The organism is uncultured Cetobacterium sp. (genome assembly GCF_945952365.1).
Lineage (GTDB): Bacteria > Fusobacteriota > Fusobacteriia > Fusobacteriales > Fusobacteriaceae > Cetobacterium_A.
Genome location: NZ_CAMFHX010000010.1, coordinates 57,801 through 80,711 on the forward strand (window position 1 = coordinate 57,801; position 22,911 = coordinate 80,711).

The 22,911-nt window shown below is 28.8% G+C and carries 24 protein-coding genes; 8 read left to right on the forward strand and 16 right to left on the reverse strand.

The window, feature by feature from the left end; translation table 11 throughout:
• Nucleotides 1–39 precede the first annotated feature (39 nt).
• From Q0O83_RS05175 to Q0O83_RS05190, 4 genes are all read right to left on the reverse strand, one after another.
• Nucleotides 40–1,332, reverse strand: coding sequence for an ABC transporter substrate-binding protein (locus tag Q0O83_RS05175; protein ID WP_294094737.1), 1,293 nt, complete (start codon nucleotides 1,330–1,332; stop codon nucleotides 40–42).
• Between the two features lie 39 nt (nucleotides 1,333–1,371).
• On the reverse strand, nucleotides 1,372–1,560 hold the full coding sequence (locus tag Q0O83_RS05180) for a hypothetical protein (protein ID WP_294094739.1): 189 nt from the start codon (nucleotides 1,558–1,560) through the stop codon (nucleotides 1,372–1,374).
• A 142-nt stretch (nucleotides 1,561–1,702) separates the two neighbouring features.
• On the reverse strand, nucleotides 1,703–2,101 hold the full coding sequence (locus Q0O83_RS05185) for a MarR family transcriptional regulator (RefSeq protein ID WP_294094741.1): 399 nt from the start codon (nucleotides 2,099–2,101) through the stop codon (nucleotides 1,703–1,705).
• Nucleotides 2,102–2,177: 76 nt separating this feature from the next.
• Nucleotides 2,178–3,044, reverse strand: coding sequence for an MBL fold metallo-hydrolase (locus Q0O83_RS05190; protein ID WP_294094743.1), 867 nt, complete (start codon nucleotides 3,042–3,044; stop codon nucleotides 2,178–2,180).
• A 211-nt stretch (nucleotides 3,045–3,255) separates the two neighbouring features.
• Here Q0O83_RS05190 and Q0O83_RS05195 point away from each other — a divergent pair, with 211 nt between their 5' ends.
• Nucleotides 3,256–3,924 carry a cupin domain-containing protein gene (locus tag Q0O83_RS05195; RefSeq protein ID WP_294094744.1) on the forward strand — a complete coding sequence of 223 codons (669 nt, stop codon included), beginning with the start codon at nucleotides 3,256–3,258 and terminating at the stop codon, nucleotides 3,922–3,924.
• A 50-nt stretch (nucleotides 3,925–3,974) separates the two neighbouring features.
• Here Q0O83_RS05195 and Q0O83_RS05200 read toward each other — a convergent pair whose 3' ends face one another.
• From Q0O83_RS05200 to Q0O83_RS05220, 5 genes are all read right to left on the reverse strand, one after another.
• The gene (locus Q0O83_RS05200; protein ID WP_294094745.1) at nucleotides 3,975–4,400 is read right to left on the reverse strand and encodes a DUF1971 domain-containing protein; all 426 of its coding nucleotides are present in this window, start codon (nucleotides 4,398–4,400) and stop codon (nucleotides 3,975–3,977) included.
• 18 nt (nucleotides 4,401–4,418) lie between these two features.
• The gene (locus Q0O83_RS05205) at nucleotides 4,419–4,595 is read right to left on the reverse strand and encodes a 4Fe-4S binding protein (RefSeq protein ID WP_294094747.1); all 177 of its coding nucleotides are present in this window, start codon (nucleotides 4,593–4,595) and stop codon (nucleotides 4,419–4,421) included.
• A 13-nt stretch (nucleotides 4,596–4,608) separates the two neighbouring features.
• Complete coding sequence (gene hcp, locus Q0O83_RS05210) at nucleotides 4,609–6,282, reverse strand: hydroxylamine reductase (RefSeq protein WP_294094748.1); 1,674 nt, start codon at nucleotides 6,280–6,282, stop codon at nucleotides 4,609–4,611.
• A gap of 153 nt (nucleotides 6,283–6,435) precedes the next feature.
• Entirely contained in the window at nucleotides 6,436–7,107 is a 672-nt protein-coding gene (locus Q0O83_RS05215; protein WP_294094750.1) for a response regulator, read from the reverse strand.
• Entirely contained in the window at nucleotides 7,108–8,661 is a 1,554-nt protein-coding gene (locus Q0O83_RS05220) for an ATP-binding protein (protein WP_294094752.1), read from the reverse strand. It lies immediately after the preceding gene.
• A 215-nt stretch (nucleotides 8,662–8,876) separates the two neighbouring features.
• Between Q0O83_RS05220 and Q0O83_RS05225 the strand changes: the two genes are divergently transcribed.
• Together Q0O83_RS05225 and Q0O83_RS05230 are read left to right on the forward strand one after the other, a co-directional pair.
• Nucleotides 8,877–9,920 carry an AEC family transporter gene (locus Q0O83_RS05225; protein WP_294094753.1) on the forward strand — a complete coding sequence of 348 codons (1,044 nt, stop codon included), beginning with the start codon at nucleotides 8,877–8,879 and terminating at the stop codon, nucleotides 9,918–9,920.
• 20 nt (nucleotides 9,921–9,940) lie between these two features.
• Nucleotides 9,941–10,927: a 2-hydroxyacid dehydrogenase gene (locus Q0O83_RS05230; RefSeq protein WP_294094755.1), complete on the forward strand. Its 987-nt coding sequence runs from the start codon at nucleotides 9,941–9,943 to the stop codon at nucleotides 10,925–10,927.
• Nucleotides 10,928–10,983: 56 nt separating this feature from the next.
• Here the strand turns inward: Q0O83_RS05230 and Q0O83_RS05235 are convergent, their stop codons facing one another.
• The 3 genes from Q0O83_RS05235 to Q0O83_RS05245 form a co-directional block, all read right to left on the reverse strand.
• A complete protein-coding gene (locus Q0O83_RS05235) occupies nucleotides 10,984–11,670 on the reverse strand; it encodes a type 1 glutamine amidotransferase domain-containing protein (RefSeq protein ID WP_294094757.1) in 687 nt (228 codons plus the stop codon).
• Between the two features lie 141 nt (nucleotides 11,671–11,811).
• Nucleotides 11,812–12,876 carry a M20/M25/M40 family metallo-hydrolase gene (locus Q0O83_RS05240; RefSeq protein ID WP_294094759.1) on the reverse strand — a complete coding sequence of 355 codons (1,065 nt, stop codon included), beginning with the start codon at nucleotides 12,874–12,876 and terminating at the stop codon, nucleotides 11,812–11,814.
• A 19-nt stretch (nucleotides 12,877–12,895) separates the two neighbouring features.
• Nucleotides 12,896–14,389 (reverse strand): ABC transporter substrate-binding protein, encoded by a 1,494-nt coding sequence (locus tag Q0O83_RS05245; protein ID WP_294094761.1) that lies wholly within the window; start codon nucleotides 14,387–14,389, stop codon nucleotides 12,896–12,898.
• Nucleotides 14,390–14,592: 203 nt separating this feature from the next.
• Between Q0O83_RS05245 and Q0O83_RS05250 the strand changes: the two genes are divergently transcribed.
• The 5 genes from Q0O83_RS05250 (at nucleotide 14,593) to Q0O83_RS05270 (ending at nucleotide 19,216) form a co-directional block, all read left to right on the forward strand.
• The gene (locus tag Q0O83_RS05250; protein WP_294094763.1) at nucleotides 14,593–15,723 is read left to right on the forward strand and encodes an efflux RND transporter periplasmic adaptor subunit; all 1,131 of its coding nucleotides are present in this window, start codon (nucleotides 14,593–14,595) and stop codon (nucleotides 15,721–15,723) included.
• Nucleotides 15,720–16,532, forward strand: a complete 813-nt coding sequence (locus Q0O83_RS05255) for an ABC transporter ATP-binding protein (RefSeq protein ID WP_294094764.1) — start codon at nucleotides 15,720–15,722, stop codon at nucleotides 16,530–16,532. Before Q0O83_RS05250 ends, Q0O83_RS05255 begins: the two co-directional genes overlap by 4 nt.
• Nucleotides 16,533–16,534: 2 nt before the next feature.
• Complete coding sequence (locus Q0O83_RS05260; protein ID WP_294094766.1) at nucleotides 16,535–17,659, forward strand: ABC transporter permease; 1,125 nt, start codon at nucleotides 16,535–16,537, stop codon at nucleotides 17,657–17,659.
• An 18-nt stretch (nucleotides 17,660–17,677) separates the two neighbouring features.
• Nucleotides 17,678–18,925, forward strand: coding sequence for a TolC family protein (locus Q0O83_RS05265; RefSeq protein ID WP_294094768.1), 1,248 nt, complete (start codon nucleotides 17,678–17,680; stop codon nucleotides 18,923–18,925).
• A 99-nt stretch (nucleotides 18,926–19,024) separates the two neighbouring features.
• Nucleotides 19,025–19,216 (forward strand): YwbE family protein, encoded by a 192-nt coding sequence (locus tag Q0O83_RS05270; RefSeq protein ID WP_294094770.1) that lies wholly within the window; start codon nucleotides 19,025–19,027, stop codon nucleotides 19,214–19,216.
• A 67-nt stretch (nucleotides 19,217–19,283) separates the two neighbouring features.
• On the opposite strand, the gene Q0O83_RS05275 is transcribed toward Q0O83_RS05270, so the two are convergent.
• The 4 genes from Q0O83_RS05275 to Q0O83_RS05290 all read right to left on the reverse strand — a co-directional run bounded on the left by Q0O83_RS05275 (nucleotide 19,284) and on the right by Q0O83_RS05290 (nucleotide 22,502).
• Nucleotides 19,284–19,847, reverse strand: coding sequence for a 6-carboxytetrahydropterin synthase (locus Q0O83_RS05275; protein ID WP_294094772.1), 564 nt, complete (start codon nucleotides 19,845–19,847; stop codon nucleotides 19,284–19,286).
• 62 nt (nucleotides 19,848–19,909) lie between these two features.
• Complete coding sequence (locus Q0O83_RS05280) at nucleotides 19,910–20,062, reverse strand: hypothetical protein (RefSeq protein ID WP_294094774.1); 153 nt, start codon at nucleotides 20,060–20,062, stop codon at nucleotides 19,910–19,912.
• A gap of 94 nt (nucleotides 20,063–20,156) precedes the next feature.
• Complete coding sequence (locus tag Q0O83_RS05285; RefSeq protein ID WP_294094776.1) at nucleotides 20,157–21,317, reverse strand: M20 family metallopeptidase; 1,161 nt, start codon at nucleotides 21,315–21,317, stop codon at nucleotides 20,157–20,159.
• A 12-nt stretch (nucleotides 21,318–21,329) separates the two neighbouring features.
• Nucleotides 21,330–22,502 carry a hypothetical protein gene (locus Q0O83_RS05290; protein ID WP_294094778.1) on the reverse strand — a complete coding sequence of 391 codons (1,173 nt, stop codon included), beginning with the start codon at nucleotides 22,500–22,502 and terminating at the stop codon, nucleotides 21,330–21,332.
• Between the last annotated feature and the right edge of the window lie 409 nt (nucleotides 22,503–22,911).

The following is a 22,911-nucleotide window of genomic DNA, read 5'->3' on the forward strand; positions in this document are numbered from 1 at the left end:
TTATCATACTCTTCTCAAACATATTTGTCAAGCCTTATACTATTCTTTAATTTCTATCAGTGAATAATCATGGATTGTATTTGGCATAGCTTTAAAGTTAATAATTTTTTTATTTAATCCCATATTCTCATTTTTGTAATATAGTGGTATCAGTGGATTTTCCTCTGCTAAAATCTCTTGAGCTTTTGAATATGCTTCTAATCTTTTTGAAGGCTCTGTAGATTTTCTTCCTAATTCTACTAATTCATCATACTCATGATTTTCAAAATTCGCCCTATTTCCTGCTCCTCCTTTGTAACTACTATGAAGTAGTGGGAATAAAACTATATCTGCATCTGAAGTTCCAGCAACCCATCCACCAATAAAGATATCATAATCACCTTGAGCTGTCATTTGTAAATAAGTTCCCCACTCAACTGTTTCTATATCTGCATTTATCCCAATCTCTTTCAAGTTAGCCTGAACTATCTGAGCTGCTTGAAGTCTTACAGGATTATCATTTGACATTATTTTTATTGTTCTATTTTTAATTCCTGATTTTTCTAAATACTCTTTAGCCTTTTCTGGATTATAATCTATCTTTCCAAGAGATTGATCACTTCCAAACACAGTCGGATTTACAATCGTATTTGCCACGCTAGCTTTACCCAAATATACTGCATCTACAATACTTTGTTTATCTATTGCATGGTGCAAAGCTTTTCTAAAATCTTTATTATTAAATGGTTCTCTATTCATATTTAAAGTTAGGTATTCTGTTGCTGTAGTTGGGAATGAAACTGCATATAACTCGTTATTGCTCTCTACTGTTTGAACATCTATCGGAGCTACAGTTGTTATATCTATTTCACCTGTTTCTAAAGCAGCTAATCTACTTGTATTTTCTGGAATAGCTCTAAATATAAGCTCATCTATCTTAGCTTTTTCTCCAAAATATTCGTTATTTATAGCTAACTCAATTTTTTCTCCATCTCCCCAATTTATATATTTAAATGCTCCAGTTCCCATAGCATCTGTTCCTATATTATTACCTTTTTCAAGAGTGTATTTTTCATTTAAAATAGCTGTTAAAGGATATGAAAGGGTAAATAGTAACGGCGCTGAAGGTTCTTTCAACTTAACTATTACTCCATACTCTCCATCTTCTTCAACAGATTGAACTACATCTAGCATAACTTTTGTAGCTGGTTTTTCTATCATTCTCTTTATACTAAAAACCACATCACTGGCTTTTAATTCCTCTCCATTATGAAATTTAACTCCTTTTTTTAATTTTATTACTAACTCAGTTGGGCTTACATATTGAAATGATTCTGCTAACTCTGGAACCACATTTCCATTTGAATCTATTTTAAAAAGTGTGTTATATATTTATTTTACGATAGATAATGATGGGATTTCATTGTACATTGTAGGATCTAAACTTTTTGGTTTTGACCCTAGCGAAACTATTACTTTTTTTGATTTATTAGTTTTTGATACCGAACTATCTTTTGCTCCACATCCTGTTACTGCAATTCCTGCTAATAATAATCCTAAAAAATATTTTTTATTCTTCACTTTTAAAACCTCCCGTAGTAAGTAATTTTTACAATATTACCCTACAAATAAGACTTTTGTCAAATTTTTTAAAAAATTTTTTTTATTTTTATAAATAAAAAAAATAAACGATACAATGTTATCGTTTATTATTAAATAAAAATTATAAATTTTTTTTAAATTTATCTAAAAGTAATTTTAATTGTTCTAAATCACTTTGGTTTAAATTTTGAGATATCTCCTCGTTAAACGCTTTATCAATATCTTTTAATTCTTCAATAAGTAAATAAGCTTTATCTGTTAAAATTATCAAAAAAGCTCTTTTATCATTCGTATCTTGTTGACGAATTAGATATTCTTTTTTTTCTAACTTATCTATCAAAGCTTTTATATTATTTTTATCTTTTCCAACTCTAAGAGATATTTCATTTTGAGAAATTTTATCCTCATTTGATAACTCTTTTAAAACAACCCACTGTTCTGGAGTTATATCATAGTCTCTAAATTTCAAACTCAATTTCTGATGTATTTTTCTAGCTACAATACATATCTCATAACCCATAGTATTAATATTAATCGTCCTCCTACTTCAATAGTTTTTCAATTAATATAATATTACTTTTTATAAATAATTACAATTATTTTCTATTTAAAATAGTATCAATAGAGTCGTGAAGTTCTTTGTAATATTTTTCCATTCCATTTTTTCCTCTAACAAAAGGATTTAACTCTCCAACTTTTCTACTATTAGCTGTTTCTAATTTTTGGTATCCATTATCTATAAATAAATGAGCTGTAATTTCAGAAGTAACTCCCATCTCTTTTGATTTTTTCTCAAAATGACTAACCGATTTTTTATAATCTAATTGCAACTCTTTTTCACGAGGAATACCTGTTCCTCCCCACATTGCAACAACCTCTTTTTTTCCATCATTTGTTGTTGGGAAAATTAAAGACATTCCTCCTGGAGTGTGTCCCGGTGTTTCTAGTATTTCTACAGTTGTTTTTCCTAAAGTAATTTTATCTCCATCTTTAACGTAAATATCAACAGATGTTTTAGGTGAACGACTTGAGTTAGCTCCAACATGAACAGTGTTCATAAGATTTTCATCAACTTTTGTCATTACAACTTTAGCATTGTATTTTGTTCTAAGATAGTTAGCCCCACCATAATGATCTCCATGACCATGAGTTACTATAATATATTTTATTTCTTCTGGATTTAAACCTAACTTTTCCATTCCACTGATTATAGTTTTTGCGTCTGTATCGTCCCACATTGCATCAATTAAGATAATTCCATCTTCTGTTTTTATTGCCCAAGCAACAACACTTTTAGTTCCAATGCAATAAACATTATCAAAAACTTTTCCTGGATTTAAAGGTGTATTGTCATGAAGAATAGCTTTTATACTTGCTGGTGGTTCAGAAGCAAAAGTAGTATTAAATGTTGTTGGTAATAATAATAAACTTAATAAAGCTGTTTTTTGAATAAATTTTAACATTTTATATCTCCTTTTAATTTTTTATAGTACGTATACGTACTATGTTACTTTAAAAAATATAAAACGTCAACTATTATTTTATTCGTTCTTACTATTCAATTTCCTCTTTTAACCAGTTCTACACTATTTTTTATAATGTGTATCATATGATACAGAATTTATTTTATTTTAATGGTAATATAAATTAAAAATAATATTTTGGAGGAACAAGATGAACGCAATAAGAAATATTGAATTAAACGAGGTTATAACATTAAAGGATTTAGTTCCCTACGGTGAAAAAACAATAAACAGCTTAATGATTGCTTTAAAAAATTCTTTAAACTCTGCTATTTTTGCTTTTGATAAAGATGAAATGCTAAGTGAACATAGTGCTCCTGCTGATGCTTTAGTTTATGTTTTAGATGGAGAATTAGAAATTTCTATAAATAAAGTTATTTATAAAGTGAGAGCAGGTGAAATGATTTTAATGCCTGCAAACATTCCTCACGCATTAAAAGCTACAGAAAAAGCTAAAATGTTATTAATAATAGTTAAAAAACAAGAAGAAATTGGTGGATTTATAAATTTAGAATATTCAAAAGAACTTTTAATGAAAGATATTTTGATTGGATTTAAAGGTGGGGTTGTTAGTAAAAGAGTTTTAAATTTAGAAAATTTGACTTCTCTAATGTTTGCTTTATCAGAAAATGAAGAGATTGAACATAATCAAACAGAAGGCGAGCTAATTATTTTAAATTTAGATGGAGAAGTAAATGTCACTGTTAACAACAGTGTTAAAACTTTAAAAAAAGATCAAATTCTAGTAATTCCTGCAAATACTCTATATGAAATAAAAGCTAAAACAGACAATAAATTTTTATTGATTGAAATTAACTAATTATAACAATGAAATTAGCGAGCTAGTTTTACTAGCTCGCTAATTAATTTTTATTTATAAAACTCTATTTTTAATTCTACAGGACCATTTAACATTATTCTATGAGCCTTTTCAGGAAGTATCCCTAATGGGTGATCAGAATCTACTGTATAAATAACATCCAATTCTTCTTCCCAAATAAAATTTACTTTTCCAGAAATTACTTTTAATAACCCAAATTTTCCTTCAGGAAGCTTATGTGCTTTCAATATTTCAGAAAATATAGTTTTTTCGTTCATTATTGGTGTTTCATTTATTTTTTTAAAATTAGAAGGAACTACATCTCTACTATAAATAATTGTATCTTCAAATATCCCATCATCTATTTTTGTTTTTACGTCTAAATCAAAAATGACTTCATTTGCCTCTGCTTCAACATGAGGATTTACAATTATTGGTTCTCTTTGTTCATCACAGCCACAATCATTTTTTTTCATTTATTTAACTCCTTCTAATTAAACTTGTGATATGCATGATACTGGGCATACAGAAGCACATGCTCCACAGTCTATACATACATCTTCATCTATCTCTCTTTTTGAATCTTCAACCTCTGAGATACATGATACCGGGCACACACTTTGGCATGCTCCACAAGCTATACATTCCTCTTTATTTATTCTATGAGCCATCTTTTTTCCTCCTCTATACTAAATTAAATTTTTTCAAATCATCTTCAACAGTTCCAATTCCTGATAACCCAAAATTCTCTACTAAAACTTTAGCTACATTTGGTGATAAGAATGCAGGAAGTGTTGGACCTATATGTATATTTTTGATTCCTAAATAAAGTAAAGCTAAAAGAACTATTGCTGCCTTTTGTTCATACCAGGCTATATTATAAACTATTGGTAATTGATTTATATCATCAAATCCAAATGCGTCTTTTAATGCTAAAGCTATTACAGCTATCGAATACGAATCATTACATTGACCTGCATCTAATACTCTAGGTATTCCTGCTATATCTCCTAAAGGTAGTTTTAAATAACGGAATTTAGCACATCCTGATGTTAAGATAATTGTATCTTTAGGAAGTTTTTCAGCAAACTCTGTATAGTACTTTCTATCAGCCATTCTACCATCACATCCACCCATCACAATAAATCTCTTTATAGCACCAGATTTAACCGCATCTATAATCTTATCTTTAAGTTGTAAAACTTGATTATGAGCGAATCCACCATGAACCTCTCCTTTTTCAATTTCAATAGGAGGCTCACATCTCTTTGCAAGTTCTATAATTTCAGAAAAATCTTTATTTCCAAATTCATCTAACTCAATGTGTTTACACCCTTCCATTCCTGCTGCATTTGTTGTAAAAACTTTATCAATATAATTAAGTTTTTTAGCTCCTTCTCTGAATGTGTATGGAACTATACAGTTACTTGTAAATAAAACTGGTCCATTAAAAGTTGGAAACTCTTTATCTTGATTCCACCACGAACCACCATAGTTACCACGGAAATTATCATATTTTTTAAATGCTGGATAATAATTAGCAGGTAGCATTTCTGAATGTGTATAAACATCAACACCAGTACCTTTTGTTTGCTCTAAAAGTCTTTCCATATCTTTCAAATCATGTCCTGATATAAGAATTCCTGGTTTTGTTCCAACTCCTATATTTGCTTTTCCTGCCACGGGATGCCCATAAGTTTCAGTGTTAGCTTTATCTAAAATCGCCATCGCTTTAACTCCATACATTCCTGTATCTAGAACTAATTGAATAAGCTCTTCTGTAGTTTTATTTGGATTTTCCATATCACATAATGCTTTTTCAACAAAAGCTATATTTTCTTCATTCTCATATCCTAGATTTAAAGCATGCTCTAAGTACGCAGCCATACCCTTTAATCCATAAGTTACTGTTTCAACTAAAGAACGTTTATCTATATCTTCATTTCTTAAAACACCATTTTCAGTTGCAAATTCTAATGCTTTTTCAAAGTTAGAAAAAACTTCTTTAGGGGCAAATAGGTGTCCATAAAAGCCTTCAACTTCTAAGTTTTTTTCTAAACACTTTGCATATAAATCATCTCTTAAATTTACTCCTTCTTCTACTAACGAATACAATTTTTTTGTATCAAAATTTGCATTAGTTATTGTTGTGAAAAGTGCATTAATAATAAAATGATCCACTTTTGTATCTTTTAAACCAAAATGACGAAGTTTACTACTACAAACAGCAATACCCTTTGAAAGATAAATCAAAAGATCCTGAGCTTTTGCTTCAACCGGAATTTTTCCACAAACTCCTCTAACTGTACAACCAGTGTTTCTTGCTGTTTCTTGGCACTGATAACAAAACATTTCCATAAAAGCCTCCTTTAAAAAAATAACTCATTCAATTTTTCAAAATAAAAAATAGTTTTCCTTTAAAAACTTAGTAGAAATATGGCTTTATTTAAGGTTTCATATTCTCAAATAAAATTAGTATGCTAGCGTACTTTCTTTATAACATACATTTTTTTACTTGTCAATTTTTTTATATATACACTGTGGTCTTCCTATATTTCCATATATAGTTTTCTCCTCTATATATTTTATTTTTTCTAAATAATCTAAATATTTCTTTGTAGAAACATTGCTCATCTCAACAAGCTCACAAATTTCTTTAATATTAAAATCTTTACCATCTAACTCGTCAATTCTATCTATAACTATTTTCAATGTTTTTTCATTTAGTCCCTTCGGTAAAATTATAGTAGATTCGCTCGCAGTTGACCCTAACTTATCTAAATCTTGTTGGACTATTTTCTTCTCATTAAATATAGCATTTCTTTCATAAAATTTTTTTACTGCACACTTAAATCTTTCAAAATCAAAGGGTTTTATTAAATAATCTAAACATCCAAAAGATAAAGCCTTTTTTATATCCTCACTTCCATTAGCTGATGTAATCATAATAACATCAGTCAGATATCCCTCTCCTCTAATTTCTTTTAAAATATCTAAACCATTCTCCCCACCTAAAAAAATATCCATTAATATTAAATCCACTTTTTCTGTTTTCAAATATTTAAAAACTTCTTCTTTATTTACAGCTAACCCAACAATTTCTAAATCAGATATTTTAGATATGTACTCCATATTTATCATTGCAACCATCGGATCATCTTCTACAACTAAAACTTTTTTCAACTACTTCATCACCCTTACTTTAAAAAATTTACCATCTTTATTTTGTTCAAATTCAATAGTTCCACTATATAAATCAATTTTATTTTTTACTATGTTCAATCCCACTCCACGCGAATCGCCTTTTGTTGAAAATCCTTGCTCATATATTTTAATAAAATTTTCTTGTGGAATCTGTTCTCCATTATCCCATACTTCAAACTCTATCTCTTTCTCTGTTTCTATTATTTTTATCTCTATTCTCTTCTCTTTAATATTATATTCTTTAAATGATTCTATCGAATTTTCTATTAAATTTCCAATAATTGTACTAACATCTTCAAAAATTGTAATTTTAACTTCTGTTGAAACTAAAGATTCTGAATTCACTAAAAATTGAATTTTTCTCTCTTTACAAATAGCATCCTTTCCTAATAATATTGCTTTTAAAAAAGAGTTTTTTATATTTATAAATTTCTTAAAATCATACTCATTTAAATCTTGAATCTCAAGAATATATTTTTTAGCCATCTCTATTTTTTCTAAATTTATTAATCCTAAAATGACATGCAATCTATTTTTAAATTCATGAATATTAGCTCTCATTCCATCTACTAACTGATCAATCCCTGTTATCTCTCTAGCATATCTATTGACATCGTCTTTTGTTTTTATTAATAAAATGGTTCCATAGTATTCATTCAAATCATAAATCGGCAATATTTTTATATAATAATATCCACCATCTATTAAAACCTCTATATTTCTAGCTGTATTTTCTTTCTTTTCTAAATAATGACTCACTTTATTTAAGACCATTTCAGGACAAAGCTCTACATATTTTTTTGAAAAAACACTATTTACTTTCAATATCTCATTTTTAGTATTTAAAGCTATTAATCCAGATTCTAAATTATCTATTATTAAACGTTCCTCTATATATAACCTTCCTATTTCTTCTGGATCAAGACCAAATAAACTCTTCTTTATTTTTTTAGCAAAATTTGCAGCTAAAATAGTAGATAAAGTTATTGAAGTTATAAATAGAAATACTAACATCAAAGTTGTTTTTCTATTCATATCTAAAATTGATTTGTAATATTTCCCCACCATTACAAATCCAATAATATCTTTATTTTTATTATCATATATCGGTTCAAACCTTCTAAAAGTAACCCCCATTGAACCAAGCATTCTTGAAAAATATCCCTCTCCTTTTTTTATTTTATCCCACTCTACAGGATTAACAAATTTATCTCCTATTTGTGATTTATCTAGATGCGAATATTTTATCCCTTCTATATTTGCGACTACAATAATATCAATATCTCTAAATATTTCAATTAAGCTATCAATCTTCTTTTCTATATTATTTTTTTCATAACTTAACTCTAAATTATTTCTTATCTCTTTATTTGTACTAACTATCTTTGCTGCCTCTAAAAGGTTTTTAGTTATATTATTTTCATCACTTTTTATTTTTTCATTTAAAAATATTACATATGAAAAAATAAGAGGAATCATATTAATTACCAAAACCCAAATCATTATTTTATTTTTAAAATTTATTTTTTTCATAACTGTATACTACCATATTTAAAACGCTTCGTAAAATTTAATTATTATACAAACTATGATAACTTTTTCATCTAATTCATCTCTGTTTTTTCCTATCTTTACTTAAAAAAGTTTAAAAACTATTTATAAAGTTTAAAAAATTGTAAATTCATTTAAAAAGATTTATATTAGTTATAACGTATCTAATAGTAAATTTTATTATATAGGAGGATTTTATGAATTTCAGTCAGATTTTTTCAAGTATTATCAGCAACAATAGCATCGTTGGAGCTATCTCTTCATCTGTTTTAATTATTCTTTTTGGATTCTATTTAAGAAAAAAAGAGGTTTTAACAGCAAATACCTCTAAAACACTTAGTGATGTTATTCTTTCTGCATCTCTACCAGCTTTAGCATTTAACTCGTTTATGCAAGATATCAATAAAAATAGTTTAGAACAAGGATTAAATCTTTTAATCTGGGGATTTGCAATCTATATTATTTTAATATTTTTAACAAAAATTTTATATGTTCAATATAAAGGAGATAAAAAAGCCGTTCTTGAAGTTTTAACTATTTTCGGTTCTACTACATTCTTTGGGATTCCAATAATTGCAGCTGTTTACGGTGAACTTGGAGTTATGTATGCTTCTATCTTTAATATCGCTTACAGAGTTTTCCTTTACTCTTACGGATATATAAAAATGTCTGGTGTTAAAGTTGATAAGAAAAATGTAGCTCAAATGTTTTTAAATCCAATTGTTTTAGCAACTTTCTTAGGGATGTTTATCTGGGGGTTCCAAAACTCTCTACCACAAATTACCGTTGCAGGTAAAGAGTATGCATTCTTAAGAATCGATAAAACAGCTTTCTGGTTATTCAGACCAATGACATACTTAGCAGCTCTTTGTTCTCCATTAGCTTGGATATCAATTGGAGCAAAACTTGCTGATATATCTCTTAAAGAAGCTTTCTCATCAAAAGATTCTTGGATATATAGCTTCATCAAAGTTTTAGGTGTTCCTGCTATAAATATAGTAGCTTTATACATCTTAAACGTGACAAATATTTTGCCTATATCTTTTGTTGGACTTGCTACTGTTGTTATAATGATGGCAACACCTACTGCTACTGTTGCTGCAGCTTACGCAATCAAATTTGATAAAGAATCACTTATGACATCAAATTGTTCTTTACTATCTACAGTTTTCAGTGTAGTATGTATGCCGTTATGGATTGTAATTTTAGAAGTTATAAAATCTTTAGAAATATTTGGATAATAGTTTTTTAGGAGGAAACAATGAAATTAATATGTTTTGGTGTTAGAAAAGTAGAACAGGAATTTTTCATAAAATTAAATAAGTTTGGTTATGAGTTAACTCTTGTCGAGGCGTTATTAAACGATGATAATATACATCTAATCAAAGGCCATGAAGCTGTAATGTTGAGAGCCAACTGTCCAGCTAATAGAAAAAATTTAGAAATCATTAAAAATTATGGTGTAGAATATCTTTTAACTAGAACTGTTGGGTATAACCATATAGATTTAGATGCCGCTAAAGAGATGGGATTCAAGATGGCTAGAGTTCCAACTTACTCACCTAATGCTATTGCTGAACTTGCAATTACATTTGCTATGAATCTAGTTAGAAAAGGAACTTATATGATCAACAGATCAAGAGAGAAAAATTTCGTTGTCGATGAGTATATGTTCAGCAGAGAGATTAGAAACTTAACTGTTGGAGTTGTTGGAACTGGAAAAATCGGACTTACTGCTGCTAGATTATTCAAAGGCTTAGGAGCTAAAATTTTAGCTTATGATGTGTATCCTAATGAGAATGCTAAAGATATTTTAGAATATGTTTCAATGGATGATTTAATCAAAAATTCAGATATTATCACTCTACATTGTCCTTATATAAAGGGACAGAATGATAACTTAATCAACGATGAATTAATTTCAAAAGCTAAAGATGATGTGATTTTAATCAATACTGCAAGAGGAGAGCTACAAGATGTTGAAGCTATTCTTAGAGGATTAGAAACTGGAAAAGTTGGAGGGTATGCAACTGACGTATTTAGCAACGAAAAAGATTTCTTCTTTAAAGATATGAAAGATAAAGAGATTGATTCTACTATTCAAAAACTTTTAGATTTATATCCAAAAGTTTTAATCACTCCACATATTGGATCATACACAGATGAGGCTTTAACAAATATGATTGAAATTTCATATGAAAACCTTGATGAATTTATAAAAAAAGGAAATTGTGAGAATCAATTATAAATCAAAAGAACCTTTACTTTAGAGATTAGCTTCTCTAAAGTTAAAGGTTCTTTTTTTTATTTAGAATAAAGTTCTTCTATAATTTTTTCAGCAAGAGGAATTCCCGAAGCTGGATTTTGCCCTGTAAAAATAGAGCCATCAATAACAACATAAGGTTTAAAATTATCCTCTGTTTTAAAGTAAACTCCTCCGACTTCTTCTATTTTACTCTCTAAAAGAAACGGAACTACATCTTGAAGTCCAACTGCAACTTCTTCTGAATTTGAAAACCCTGTAATATTTCTACCTTTAATCAAAGGCTCTCCTGTTCTATGATTTATTCCTTTTAACAATGCTGCTGTTCCATGACACACTGCTCCAACTATTTTTCCATTATTAAAAAAATCTGAAACTAGCTTTCCATTTTGCTTATCTTCAGCTAAATCCCACATTGGTCCATGTCCTCCAGGATAGAAAATAACATCATACTGATGAAAATCAATTTTATCTAATTTTACAGTATTCTCTAATATATCCATATCGTCTTCTAAAAATATTTTTACAAAAGGATTTGAATGAGACTCTTCTAAACTTGAAGTATCAATCGGAACCTTTCCTCCTTTTGGAGAAGCTACTGTTATCTCTATACCTCTATTTTTAAAAGTGAAATACGGTTCTGCAAATTCAGAAAGCCATAGCCCTGTTTTTCTTCCAGTATTTCCTAAATCTTCGTGTGATGTAACTACAAATAATATTTTTTTCATAAAATACCTCCTAAAAAGCTAAAAATTTTTACGGCATATTTAAATATACTTCATGAAAAAAATAAATCCTTTATTCTACAATTACTATGTTATTCTTAATCAAAAAGTGACAAACTACTGAATCTTTTGTCTTTTATTTGTCTAAAAACTTTCTATGGTTTCTTTTGTTAATTTTTCTAATATTTTCTTCCCAAAAAGAATAGCATCTCTATAGTCCTTTACAGATGCATAGGTATAGTGTGTATGCACGTATCTCGTCGGTATTCCTATAACTACAGTTGGAATACTTTTTTCTGCTATATGGTATTTCCCACCATTTGTACTTCCTCCACTTCTTGCTATAACTTGGTATTTTATTTCATTTTCAGTTGCTACTTTTTTTACAAATTCCTGAACTCTAGGATTTGATACCATACCTGCATCTAAAACTCTAAATTGAATACCTTTTCCTATAGCTCCTTTAGATGAAAAACTATCTTTAAATGTATCATCTGCTGGTGAACCTTCAAATATAATTGCAAAATCTGGTTTTACTGTATTTGCAGCTACCACTGCTCCTCTTAATCCAACTTCCTCTTGTGAACTTATAACTCCTACTGGAGTCACATCAATTGTAGAGTTTTTTGTCTCTTTCAATATTTCCATTACAATAGCACACCCTAATCTATTATCAAAAGCTTTTCCTCTTACAACATCTATTTTTTCATCATAAGAAAACTGTACATCAGGTGTAATCGGATTCCCAACTTCTATTCCATACAAGTTCACCGTTTCTTCGTATGAACTTGTTCCTATATCTATTACCAACTCATCCATTTTAGGTAATCTCGCCTTCTCTTCTATTGTCATAAAATGTGGCGGTTTTGAAGAAACAACCCCTTTTATGTATTCACCTTTAAAATTTTTTATAACAACCGAATGTGCTGGAATATTTGTAATATGCCAACCACCTAAAGGCAAAAAGCTTATTGTTCCATTTGCTTTAATTCCCTCTACAATAAAACCAACCTCATCACTATGACAATCCAAAGCTACGATTGGCTTTGATTCTACTTCATCTTTATTTTTTATATAAAGATTATTTATTGAGTCTCTTATACAGCTAAATTCATTCATCTCTTTTCTTATAAAATCTACCACATCATGCTCATGTCCCGGTGCTCCATGTAAATTTGATAATTTTTCTAATAATTTAATTTTATTCATTTTTCACTCTCCCCTCTATTTAAAACTCATATTTATAAAATTCTGGATATCCTGTTGCCGAAATATTTTTTAAAGATGTTGTAGCTCCATAAACAACATTTCCATGATATAACGGTATCAATGGAACCTCATCGTCTAAGATATCTTGAATAGCTATATAATACTCTTTTCTCTTATCATTGTCACTCTCTTTTCTTGCCATTTCTAGCAGTTCATCAACCTTTGAATTTGAATAAAATGTTCTATTTCCATTACTTCCAAGTTGACTACTATGAATATTAGGATAATAACCGTAATCTGCATCATAAGTTGATGGACCCCATCCCATTATGAACATATCTGTATTTCCAGAACCAGTTTGAGATAAAAAAGCTCCCCATTCTAATAGTTCAATTTCTAAATTTACTCCAATCTTCTTTAACTGATCTTGAACTATTGTTGCAACTTGAACTCTTTCTGGACTACTTACTGCTATTTTTAATTTAGTTCCCACTAATCCATTTTCTTCTAACATTTTTTTTGCTCTTTCTGAATTAAACTCACTTTCATTCTTGTTTTGATTATATCCAAATACTGGAGGCGATAAAAATTGATTCGCAATTTTGGTTTTTCCTAGATATATACTGTCCACTATACTTTGTTTATCTACAGCTAAAGCGATGGCTTGTCTTAAAATTTTATTTGATAATGTCGGTGATTTTACATTTAATCCTATATATCCTGTTGTAGTTGAAGGAGCTGAATAAACTTTTAACTTTCCATCCTTTTCTAAGTTATTCCAAGAGATTGCGGGAATATCAAGAGACATATCAATTTCTCCTGTTTCTAATCCTATTACTCTACTATTTTCTTCGGGAACAGCTTTTATAACTACAGTTTTTATGCTTGGAGACCCTTTATAGTAATTCTGATTTGATGATAAAGTTATATTATCTCCTATTGCCCACGTTTCAACTTTATATGGTCCTGTTGCTATCGGATTTTCAAAATACTTAGTTTCATCTTTCAGAACTTCTTTTCTATTTATTATCGATGACGACTTATGACTTAAATGATTTAAAAGAGGTGAAAATGGCTCTTCTGTTATAATTTTAAATTCATTATCTGATATTATCACAATATCTTTTATCATTTTGTAAAGATGAGCTACTTTTGGATTTCCTTTTGCTCTTTCTATTGTAAATTTTACATCTTCTGAAGTCAAAGTATCACCATTAGTAAATTTTATATCTTTTTTTAATTTTATATCAAATGTCTTATCATCTATTTTTTTATATTCTTCAACTAAACTAGGTATTGCAGTTCCTGTTTTTTCATCTATTTCAAATAGCCTATCATATATCTGTGTTATCGCTACTTGAGAATAATTATCTGTAGAGTTTTGTGGATCTAGAGTTTTTGGATCACTTAGTTGCGCAAAAACAAGTTTATCTTTTTTTTCATTTTTTTTCTCCGCACAGCCCCCTAATAATACTAAACTTAATGCTAAAGTAATACTTAATAATCTTTTCATTTAAACCTCCCAAAAAAGTATTTAATAAATAATACTACGTTCTTTTTTGAAAATCAATTTTTATTTTTTATTTTTATGAAAAAATTAAAGATATTTTAAATGTGTATTTTTTTATTTTAAAACAGGAAAAATAAGTTTATTCAGGTAAAAAGTGATTGTAAAATAACAATTATTTTTTACAATAAAAAACACGAGGTGGAGTCATGAAAGAAATTAAACTTTTAGAACAATTAAAAAAAATAGATGTAAAATATCTATTTGGAGTAGGAATACTAGCTCTCCTTTTCTACTTTATAGCTGATTATATTATCAGTAAAAAAGAGGATAAAGTATACTTTGGTGTTTTAGAAATAGATAAGATAAATATCTCTTCAGAATTACTCGGCAAAATTGAAACAGTATATATAAAAGACGGTGACTACGTAAAAAAAGGACAGTTATTAATCTCTATAAATAACAAAGAAAGCAGATTAAAAGTGGAAAATAGTGAGCTCTCTGTAAAATCTTCTAAGAATCAACTTCAAAAAACACTAGATGGCACTCGTGAAGAGCAGATATCATCACAAAAAGAGATTGTTAAGCAATTAGAAAGTCAAATTATTCAAGGAAAACAAAATCTAATTATACTTACAAGTGCTTATAAGTTTTCTACCTCAAATCTAGAAAATAAAAAGAAAATTTATTTTGATACAAAAGATTTATTTGAGAAAAAGTTTGAAAGTCAGTATGCATTTGATATTGCAAAGTTAAATTTTGAAAGTGCACAAAATCAATTTACTACTGCTCAAAATAATTTGGAAAATGGTAAGCAAACCTTGATTGCTCTTAATGCACAAAAAAATGCTGCTGAAGACAACCTTAGATATCTAATTAATGGATTTTCTCAAAGAGATATTGAAGCTGATAAATTAAAAATAGCCTCTTCTGAAAAAGGATTAGAATTAACTAAAATATATGCTGAAAAAAATACTCTTACAGCACCTATTGACGGTATCGTAGAAACTGTTAATTTAAAAATAGGTGAAGTTATTAATCCTGGAATTGCTGCTGTTACTATGCTTGATAACAATAATATCTGGACTAAGATATATATTCCTGAAAAGCTTCTTCCTTCTGTAAAACTTGGACAAAAAGTTAAATTAAATAGTGATTTTATAGATAAAGAATATGATGGAGAAATTATTTATATTGCATCTGATTCAGAGTTTACACCTATGAATATAGTTACAAAGAAAGATCGTCTAAAATTAGTTTATGAATTAAAAATTAAGCTTTTAAACAATGATGATAAATTAAAAAGTGGAATGCTTGTGGGAGTTGATTTGGGATTATGAATACTGAAAATTCAAAAATTGAATATGCAATAGAGATTAAAAACTTAACTAAGAGATTTGAAAAATATACCGCTGTTGATTCTCTAAGTTTTAATATCCCTAAAGGAGTTATCTTTGGTTTTCTCGGACCTAACGGAAGTGGAAAATCTACAACTATTAGAATGATTTGTGGTGTACTAACTCCTACATCTGGGGAGGGAAAAGTTTTAGGTTACGATTTAAAAAGTAATCCTGAGAAAATAAAATCAAAAATTGGATATATGTCACAAAAATTTAGCCTTTACGAAGATTTAACTATTGAAGAAAATCTAACTTTCTATGGAGAAATTTACTCTATTCCAAAAGAACATTTGAGCGAACGAATCGAAGAGGTTATAAAAATGTTAAATCTAAATGAAAAAAGAGATGTCTTATCAAAAAATCTTTCGGGTGGATGGAAACAAAGATTAGCCTTGGGTTGTGCCATTATTCATAAGCCAGAACTTCTTATTCTAGATGAACCTACAGCTGGAGTTGACCCTGTTGCAAGAAGAGAATTTTGGACTACAATAAAAGATCTTATCAAAAATGGAGATATCACAGTTTTAGCTACAACTCATTATATGGATGAAGCTTCTGTTTGTGATGTTATTGGATTTATTTTTGAAGGAAAACTTGTTGTTATTGATACTCCTAAAAATCTATATAAAAAGTACAACACTGATAATCTTGAAGATATCTTTATTATCTATGTTAAAGAACTTTCTCATAAAGAGGTTATCTCATCTTTTGATCAACTAAAACATAAGGATTCTAAAACGGAGGAATAAAAATGATCAATATAAATCGTATTCTAACCATTGCTAAAAAAGAGGTTATTCATATAAAAAGAGACCGAGCAAGTTTAGTTATAGCTTTAATTTTGCCAATTTTCCTTTTACTTTTATTCGGTTTTGCTGTAAGTTCTGATGTTGATAATTTAAAACTCTCAGTCTACGATGGTAGTAAAACTGTGGAAAGTAGGGAACTCATAAATAAACTGAATAACTCAACCTATTTAAAAGTTTATGAATATGTCGATACTCCAGATGCAGTTGAAAGAAGTCTTGACTATGGTCGAACAAAAATTGGAGTTATTATCCCTGACTACTTCACTAAAAAGCTACGTAAAGGTGAAGCTACAGATGTTCAATTTTTAATAGATGGCTCTGATCCGTATATAGCTAAAACTGCTACATCATACTCTTCACAGATTGTTAATCATTATTCTCAATTAACATTCTCAAATAACATTAATCATAAAAATAATTCTTCAGTTATAAAGCCTTATAATCTACTTCTATATAATCCAACTTTAGAAAGTAGTAAGTTTAATATCCCCGGAATCATCGGTCTAATTTTACAAAATATAACAATTATGTTAACTGCTTTTTCAATTGTTAGGGAGAAAGAAAAAGGAACTATTGAGCAACTTATCATGACTCCTATCTCTCCTTTAGAACTTGTAGTTGGAAAGATTACACCATATGTTTTTCTTGCTTTTTTTGAGTTAGATATTACTTTGATTCTTGGAAAAATTATATTTGGTGTTGACATTAAAGGAAGCCTGATTCTTTTAATTTTTTTAGGAACTATATTTTTAACTTCATCATTGGCTATCGGAATATTTATATCTACAATATCAAATACTCAACTTGAAGCTATGCACCTATCTTTGGCGTATTTACTTCCAAGTGTTATTCTTTCAGGTTTTGTTTTTCCACGAGAAGCGATGCCTAAAATCATCTATTTTATAAGTTGCTTTATTCCTCTAACATATTTTAATGAGATTCTGAGAGGCATTATATTAAAAGGTGTTGGAATAAGAGAACTTCTTCAGCCTATAGCTGCACTTATGACTTTAATTATTATTATAATTATAGTTTCGATTAAAAAGTTCAAAAAAACATTAGATTAAGAAAAGGAGAACCGAACTATGAAACTAAAAATTTTTATGATATTTACTATCTCTTTCTCTCTCTTTGCTAGAGTTATAACAATTGATGAGGCTATTGAATTAGCTATACAAAATGGACTAGAAAGCAATATTGCCAATAGAGAGCTCAATATTTCAAATAAACAATTAAACTCTGCATTTAAAACAGCTTTACCTAATATTTTTTATGCTGGTGGATATTTAAAAACTGATGGAGCTTTCTTAGAAAACACTCCTATTCAGACAGCTAAAAGTGGGTATGTAAACTTTATTGGAATATCTCAACCAATTTTCAAGGGTGGAGCTATTATTGCACAAATTAAAAGAGCAAAAATAGAACAGCAAAAAAGTAGTTTAGCTCTTTTAAAACAAATAAGAGATACAAGACTTGAAATTATATCAATATATACAGGTATTATCTTAGCTAAAAATACTCTCGAAGTTTACAATATATCTAAAACACAACTTAACGAAGCCTTAAACTTCGCCAAAGAAAATGAACGAATCGGAAAGATAAATAATATCGAACTATTAAAAGCTGAATATCAACTTTTAGATATTGAAACCTCTATTTTAAATATCCAAAATGAAATAGAAATCGGATTTTTAACTTTAAAACAAAAGCTAAATCTTTCTTCAACTGAAGATATTGAGGTAGAAAATTTTTATATCTACAAAGATATTCTTAATTCAATTGATTACAAAAGCGATTTGAATATAGCACTCAACGATGGAATAACTGCTAATTTTGCTAAACTTTATATTCAAGAGGCTAATGTCGAGAAAATGATTGCAAAAGCTGAGATGTTACCAGAAGTAAAAGGTTTTATTGGAAAAGAATATGTCACTGAAAATCACAGAACAGAAAACTCTTGGGGTGGAGGAGTTCTTGTTAGCTGGAATATCTTTCAATTTGGAAAAGATTATGATAACTATGAAGCTAGTAAGTTAAATATTGAAAACTTTAAGTCTCAAGAAAAAATTACACATAATAATATTGAGATAAATTTAAGAAAAGCTTACTTAGAACTAACAAGATTAAACAAACTAGAAGTTGCATACTACAAAGCATTCGAACAAGCTGATGAAAACTATAAAAAAGATACTCTGAAATTTCAAAAAGGTATGATTTCCATCTTAGATTTTTTAAAATCTCAAGAGATATTCACAGATTCAAAAATAAAATATGAAAATATTAGATTAATTCAATACAATGCTCTAGAAAAATATCGTTCTCTTCTAATTTAATATATAAAACTAAATTATGTCTCTATCCGTATTGACATTTAAAATCTGTTAAAAAAGTAAAATTAATGTTATAATTATAGAAAAACATCAGGAGAAGTCATGAACGGAAAAAATAGAAAAGATATAAAAGCTGGTATAACAGTAAAAGTAGTTAAAAAAGAGGATCAAAGAACAGGGAAATTAACAGAGGGTATTGTTAAAGATATTCTTACAAACTCTGCTAACCATCCTCACGGAATAAAAGTAAGACTAACTGATGGAACTGTTGGAAGAGTTCAAGAAATTATTTAAATTGATTCTATAAAGAAAAAAGCTGACAAAGATATTTTAAATCTTTGCCAGCTTTTCACATTAGTATTTATTTTTTATATCCACACTTTGTACAAGCACCATGTTCATTCAAAGCAATTCCACAAAGAGGGCAACGCTCAATAGTTTTATTCACTTCATATTCTTGAGAAGCTCCATTTACTCCACTTGTAAAAGTAATCTTAGCAATATTCAATTTATCTTTTAATAGATCATAAACTATTTTTATCATTCCTTCAACTGTTAAAGTCTCCTTCGTTACAACTAAACGTGATTCTGGATATGCTGTTGCTAGTTCAGTTTTAAATGCTGGACCTTTCATCTGATTTTGAGGTGTTCCATCTTTAACTCCTGTCTCTTCGTAAACTTTTAATATAGCAGGTAACAAAGGATCATCCTCTCTCAAAATAAGTGCATGGTCAAAGTTTTTTAAATATTCCCAAGCTGTCTTTTGAATCTCATTACATGGAAATACCATATTTACACCTTCGTTTATAGAATCTTCAACTTCAATAGTTAGAATACCTGTATGCCCATGTAAATACTGTGCTTCCCCTTTAAACTTATAAAACCTATGTGCATATTGTAAATCAAATCGAGTGATACTTCTCATTCAGAACCTCCTATTTAAAATAGTCTCTGATATTTATATACTGAAAACTTTGAATATTCTTTTTAATTTTTTTTAACTTTTCCATTATTTAATTTTGGATTATTTTGTTTATACTCTTTTTTATTAAATATTTTTTTTAAAATTGGATTAAAAATAGCCATCATAATATATGTAAAAATATTAAGAGCTACAAAGCTTAAAATTTCTTTTTTCATTTTCTTTTCCTTTACTGTAATTTTTTATATTATAACATATTAAATAAAGCCTACGAACAATAAATATTCGTAGGCTTTTTTTGAATTTAGCTTTTTATTTTTTTAAAAAATCAACAGTGTATTGAGCATATAGTGCAGCTCCTATTTCTAAAGAGTCTTCATCTATTGCAAATTTCTCATGATGATGTGGATAATTTGCACCTTTGTCTGGATTTCCAGCCCCAACAAAAGCTAATACTCCTGGAACTTGCTGTAGGAAATAACAGAAGTCCTCTCCACCTGTTATTTTTTCCATTTTCACAACTCCATTATCTCCTAATATAGTTTTAACTGATTCAGTTGCTATCTCAGAACATTTTTCATCATTGATACAAGGTGCTGTTCCAAAGGTATAATGTACTTCTCCTGTAGCTCTATACGTCTCACATGTTCCTTTTGTGACTCTTTCTAATATATTTTTAAAATTATCTCTTATTTCTGGATTAAAAGTTCGAGTTGTTCCTTTTAATACAGCTTGATTCGCAATAACATTAAATCTAGTTCCAGAATTAAATGACCCAACTGTAACTACTGCAGATTCTAAAGGACTTATCTCTCGACTCACTATTGATTGTAGATTCATTACAAGAGCTGAAGCTGTAACTACTGCATCTACAGTTTGATGCGGAAGAGAACCATGACCTCCTTTTCCAGTTATAACAATTTCAAATAGATCAGCAGAAGCCATTCTTGGCCCTGCTTCTACAGAAACTTTCCCACATGGAACGTCACTCCAAAGATGAATTCCAAAACATCCATCAACTCCGATTAGAGGCTCCTCTTCAAACATTTTCAAAGCACCTTGTGCTATTTCCTCTGCGGGTTGGAAATACAGTTTAACTTCTCCTGACAACTCCTCTTTTATTTCATTTAAAACTTTAGCAGCTCCTAATAACATAGCACTGTGTCCGTCATGTCCACATGCATGCATAATCCCTGGATTAGTAGAGCAATAATCTAAATCATTGCACTCTTGAACTTGAAGAGCATCCATATCTGCTCTTAATGCAATTACTTTTCCTTTTTTACCTTTATTTATAAATCCAACAACACCAGTTCCTGCAACAACCTTAAATGGAATACCCATTTTTGCTAGCTCTTCTTGGATTCTTTTTGATGTTCTAAACTCTTCAAAACTAGGCTCTGGATATTTATGAAACTCTCTTCTCATTTGAATAATGTAATCTTTATTTTTACTTATTAATTTTTTTATCATACTTCTCTCCCCCTATAATAATTTTACAAAAATACCTGCAATAACTACAGAAACAATTGTTACAGATGTAAATCCACCTACAAGCATTTTCGGTAACATTGAATCTATCAAAAATTGTTTTTCCTCTTCTGTTTCCCCTAAAGATTTTGCTGCTTCTGTTGTCAAAGCATAGTTTGCTGGGAATCCATACAGTGCATTTAAAGATATTGCGCACGACATAGGTACTGACTCTTTTAAAATTTTTCCAATAATAAATGAAAATACCATCATACCTATAACTCCAAATCCTATAATTCCTACAAATGGAACTAAAAGTTTTTGTAACATTTCAGGTGTTGCTTTTGCTAATCCTCCAAATATAAAGGCCATTAATCCCGTCATGTAAAACCCAAAACTTCCCGAAACATTAAGAGGTTTTCTTTCTATAAATCCACTTTCTGCTCCTATAACACCTACAAATAAACAGATTACATATCTTGAAACTACTTCGTTTATAGATTCTGTAAAGATAATTGCACCTGCAACTAAAAGTGCCAACTTTAAAAGAACAATATATGTTGTTTGATACTCTTTTGGTAAGCTTGGTATCAATCTTTTTATATTTTCTTCATTTTCTTCAATCTTTTCAATATTTGCTAACTCTCCTGAACGAAACTTTTCCAAAAGTGATTTTCCTTCTAATCTTAATACTATAGCTGTTAATGGATAACCTACAAACCCTTGCATAACATACATAACAACTGCCAAAACTGCTAATTCAGGCAGACCTTTTGCGGTAGCAGCTTCAGACATTATTATTGAGGCAACTACTCCACCTGTTAAAGGTGGTGTAGCTATAACTAGCATTTCCCATTCAAAGAACATTTTTCCCAATGCTAAAGTTCCAAAACAAATTCCAACTATTCCAAAAAGAGCAATTGTAAATGATCTCCACTGTCTTGTAAGCTCTTTTAAACTTAACATCGTTCCTAAATGAGTTACAAGAAATAACATAGAAGTTATAATAATTGGATTCACAAATCCTGCAATTTCTAAGATATTTGCTGGAAAAATTGTCCAATATCCTATTAAAAAAATAATTGCCGTAATAAAAACTGACGGAATAATAGCTTTACTTTTTATAGAAACAATCTCTCCAATAGCTAGTGCTCCTAATACACAAATCAATGCTGTAATTAAACTCATAACCCCTCCTTTGTACAAATAAAAAATATTTTAGTAATAAATTTTAAGTATTATACAATAAAGGTTGAAATAAAATATAATATAAAAAATATATGATAATAATTTTTTATATCTGTTGTTAATATCAAAGAAAACCATTTCTCACTTCTTTTTTGACCTATTTTATCGCCTTTAAAATGATATTTTTTCTACCTTATAAGAAATAAGCCTATTTTTTTAGTAACCCTTTAAAATTAAAATAAGAGCGTCATTTTTATAAACTTTTGTTCTATTTTTAGGAAATTACATTTTTTCATCTCTAAAAGCATTAAAAATAAGTCTTTTTACAAAATTAGTCTATCTTTTATATACTTTTTATTCTTTAAAGAATTTTCAAACTGTTTAAAACATATTAAAAAACCAAATAAAA

Bases quoted from the DNA above. Each gene is read 5' to 3' on its own strand.
- Q0O83_RS05185 (WP_294094741.1), bottom strand. From the start codon at position 2,101: ATGGGTTATGAGATATGTATTGTAGCTAGAAAAATACATCAGAAATTG.
- Q0O83_RS05190 (WP_294094743.1), bottom strand. From the start codon at position 3,044: ATGTTAAAATTTATTCAAAAAACAGCTTTATTAAGTTTATTATTATTA.
- Q0O83_RS05195 (WP_294094744.1), top strand. From the start codon at position 3,256: ATGAACGCAATAAGAAATATTGAATTAAACGAGGTTATAACATTAAAG.
- Q0O83_RS05200 (WP_294094745.1), bottom strand. From the start codon at position 4,400: ATGAAAAAAAATGATTGTGGCTGTGATGAACAAAGAGAACCAATAATT.
- Q0O83_RS05205 (WP_294094747.1), bottom strand. From the start codon at position 4,595: ATGGCTCATAGAATAAATAAAGAGGAATGTATAGCTTGTGGAGCATGC.
- hcp (WP_294094748.1), bottom strand. From the start codon at position 6,282: ATGGAAATGTTTTGTTATCAGTGCCAAGAAACAGCAAGAAACACTGGT.
- Q0O83_RS05220 (WP_294094752.1), bottom strand. From the start codon at position 8,661: ATGAAAAAAATAAATTTTAAAAATAAAATAATGATTTGGGTTTTGGTA.
- Q0O83_RS05225 (WP_294094753.1), top strand. From the start codon at position 8,877: ATGAATTTCAGTCAGATTTTTTCAAGTATTATCAGCAACAATAGCATC.
- Q0O83_RS05230 (WP_294094755.1), top strand. From the start codon at position 9,941: ATGAAATTAATATGTTTTGGTGTTAGAAAAGTAGAACAGGAATTTTTC.
- Q0O83_RS05235 (WP_294094757.1), bottom strand. From the start codon at position 11,670: ATGAAAAAAATATTATTTGTAGTTACATCACACGAAGATTTAGGAAAT.
- Q0O83_RS05240 (WP_294094759.1), bottom strand. From the start codon at position 12,876: ATGAATAAAATTAAATTATTAGAAAAATTATCAAATTTACATGGAGCA.
- Q0O83_RS05245 (WP_294094761.1), bottom strand. From the start codon at position 14,389: ATGAAAAGATTATTAAGTATTACTTTAGCATTAAGTTTAGTATTATTA.
- Q0O83_RS05250 (WP_294094763.1), top strand. From the start codon at position 14,593: ATGAAAGAAATTAAACTTTTAGAACAATTAAAAAAAATAGATGTAAAA.
- Q0O83_RS05255 (WP_294094764.1), top strand. From the start codon at position 15,720: ATGAATACTGAAAATTCAAAAATTGAATATGCAATAGAGATTAAAAAC.
- Q0O83_RS05260 (WP_294094766.1), top strand. From the start codon at position 16,535: ATGATCAATATAAATCGTATTCTAACCATTGCTAAAAAAGAGGTTATT.
- Q0O83_RS05265 (WP_294094768.1), top strand. From the start codon at position 17,678: ATGAAACTAAAAATTTTTATGATATTTACTATCTCTTTCTCTCTCTTT.
- Q0O83_RS05270 (WP_294094770.1), top strand. From the start codon at position 19,025: ATGAACGGAAAAAATAGAAAAGATATAAAAGCTGGTATAACAGTAAAA.
- Q0O83_RS05275 (WP_294094772.1), bottom strand. From the start codon at position 19,847: ATGAGAAGTATCACTCGATTTGATTTACAATATGCACATAGGTTTTAT.
- Q0O83_RS05280 (WP_294094774.1), bottom strand. From the start codon at position 20,062: ATGAAAAAAGAAATTTTAAGCTTTGTAGCTCTTAATATTTTTACATAT.
- Q0O83_RS05285 (WP_294094776.1), bottom strand. From the start codon at position 21,317: ATGATAAAAAAATTAATAAGTAAAAATAAAGATTACATTATTCAAATG.
- Q0O83_RS05290 (WP_294094778.1), bottom strand. From the start codon at position 22,502: ATGAGTTTAATTACAGCATTGATTTGTGTATTAGGAGCACTAGCTATT.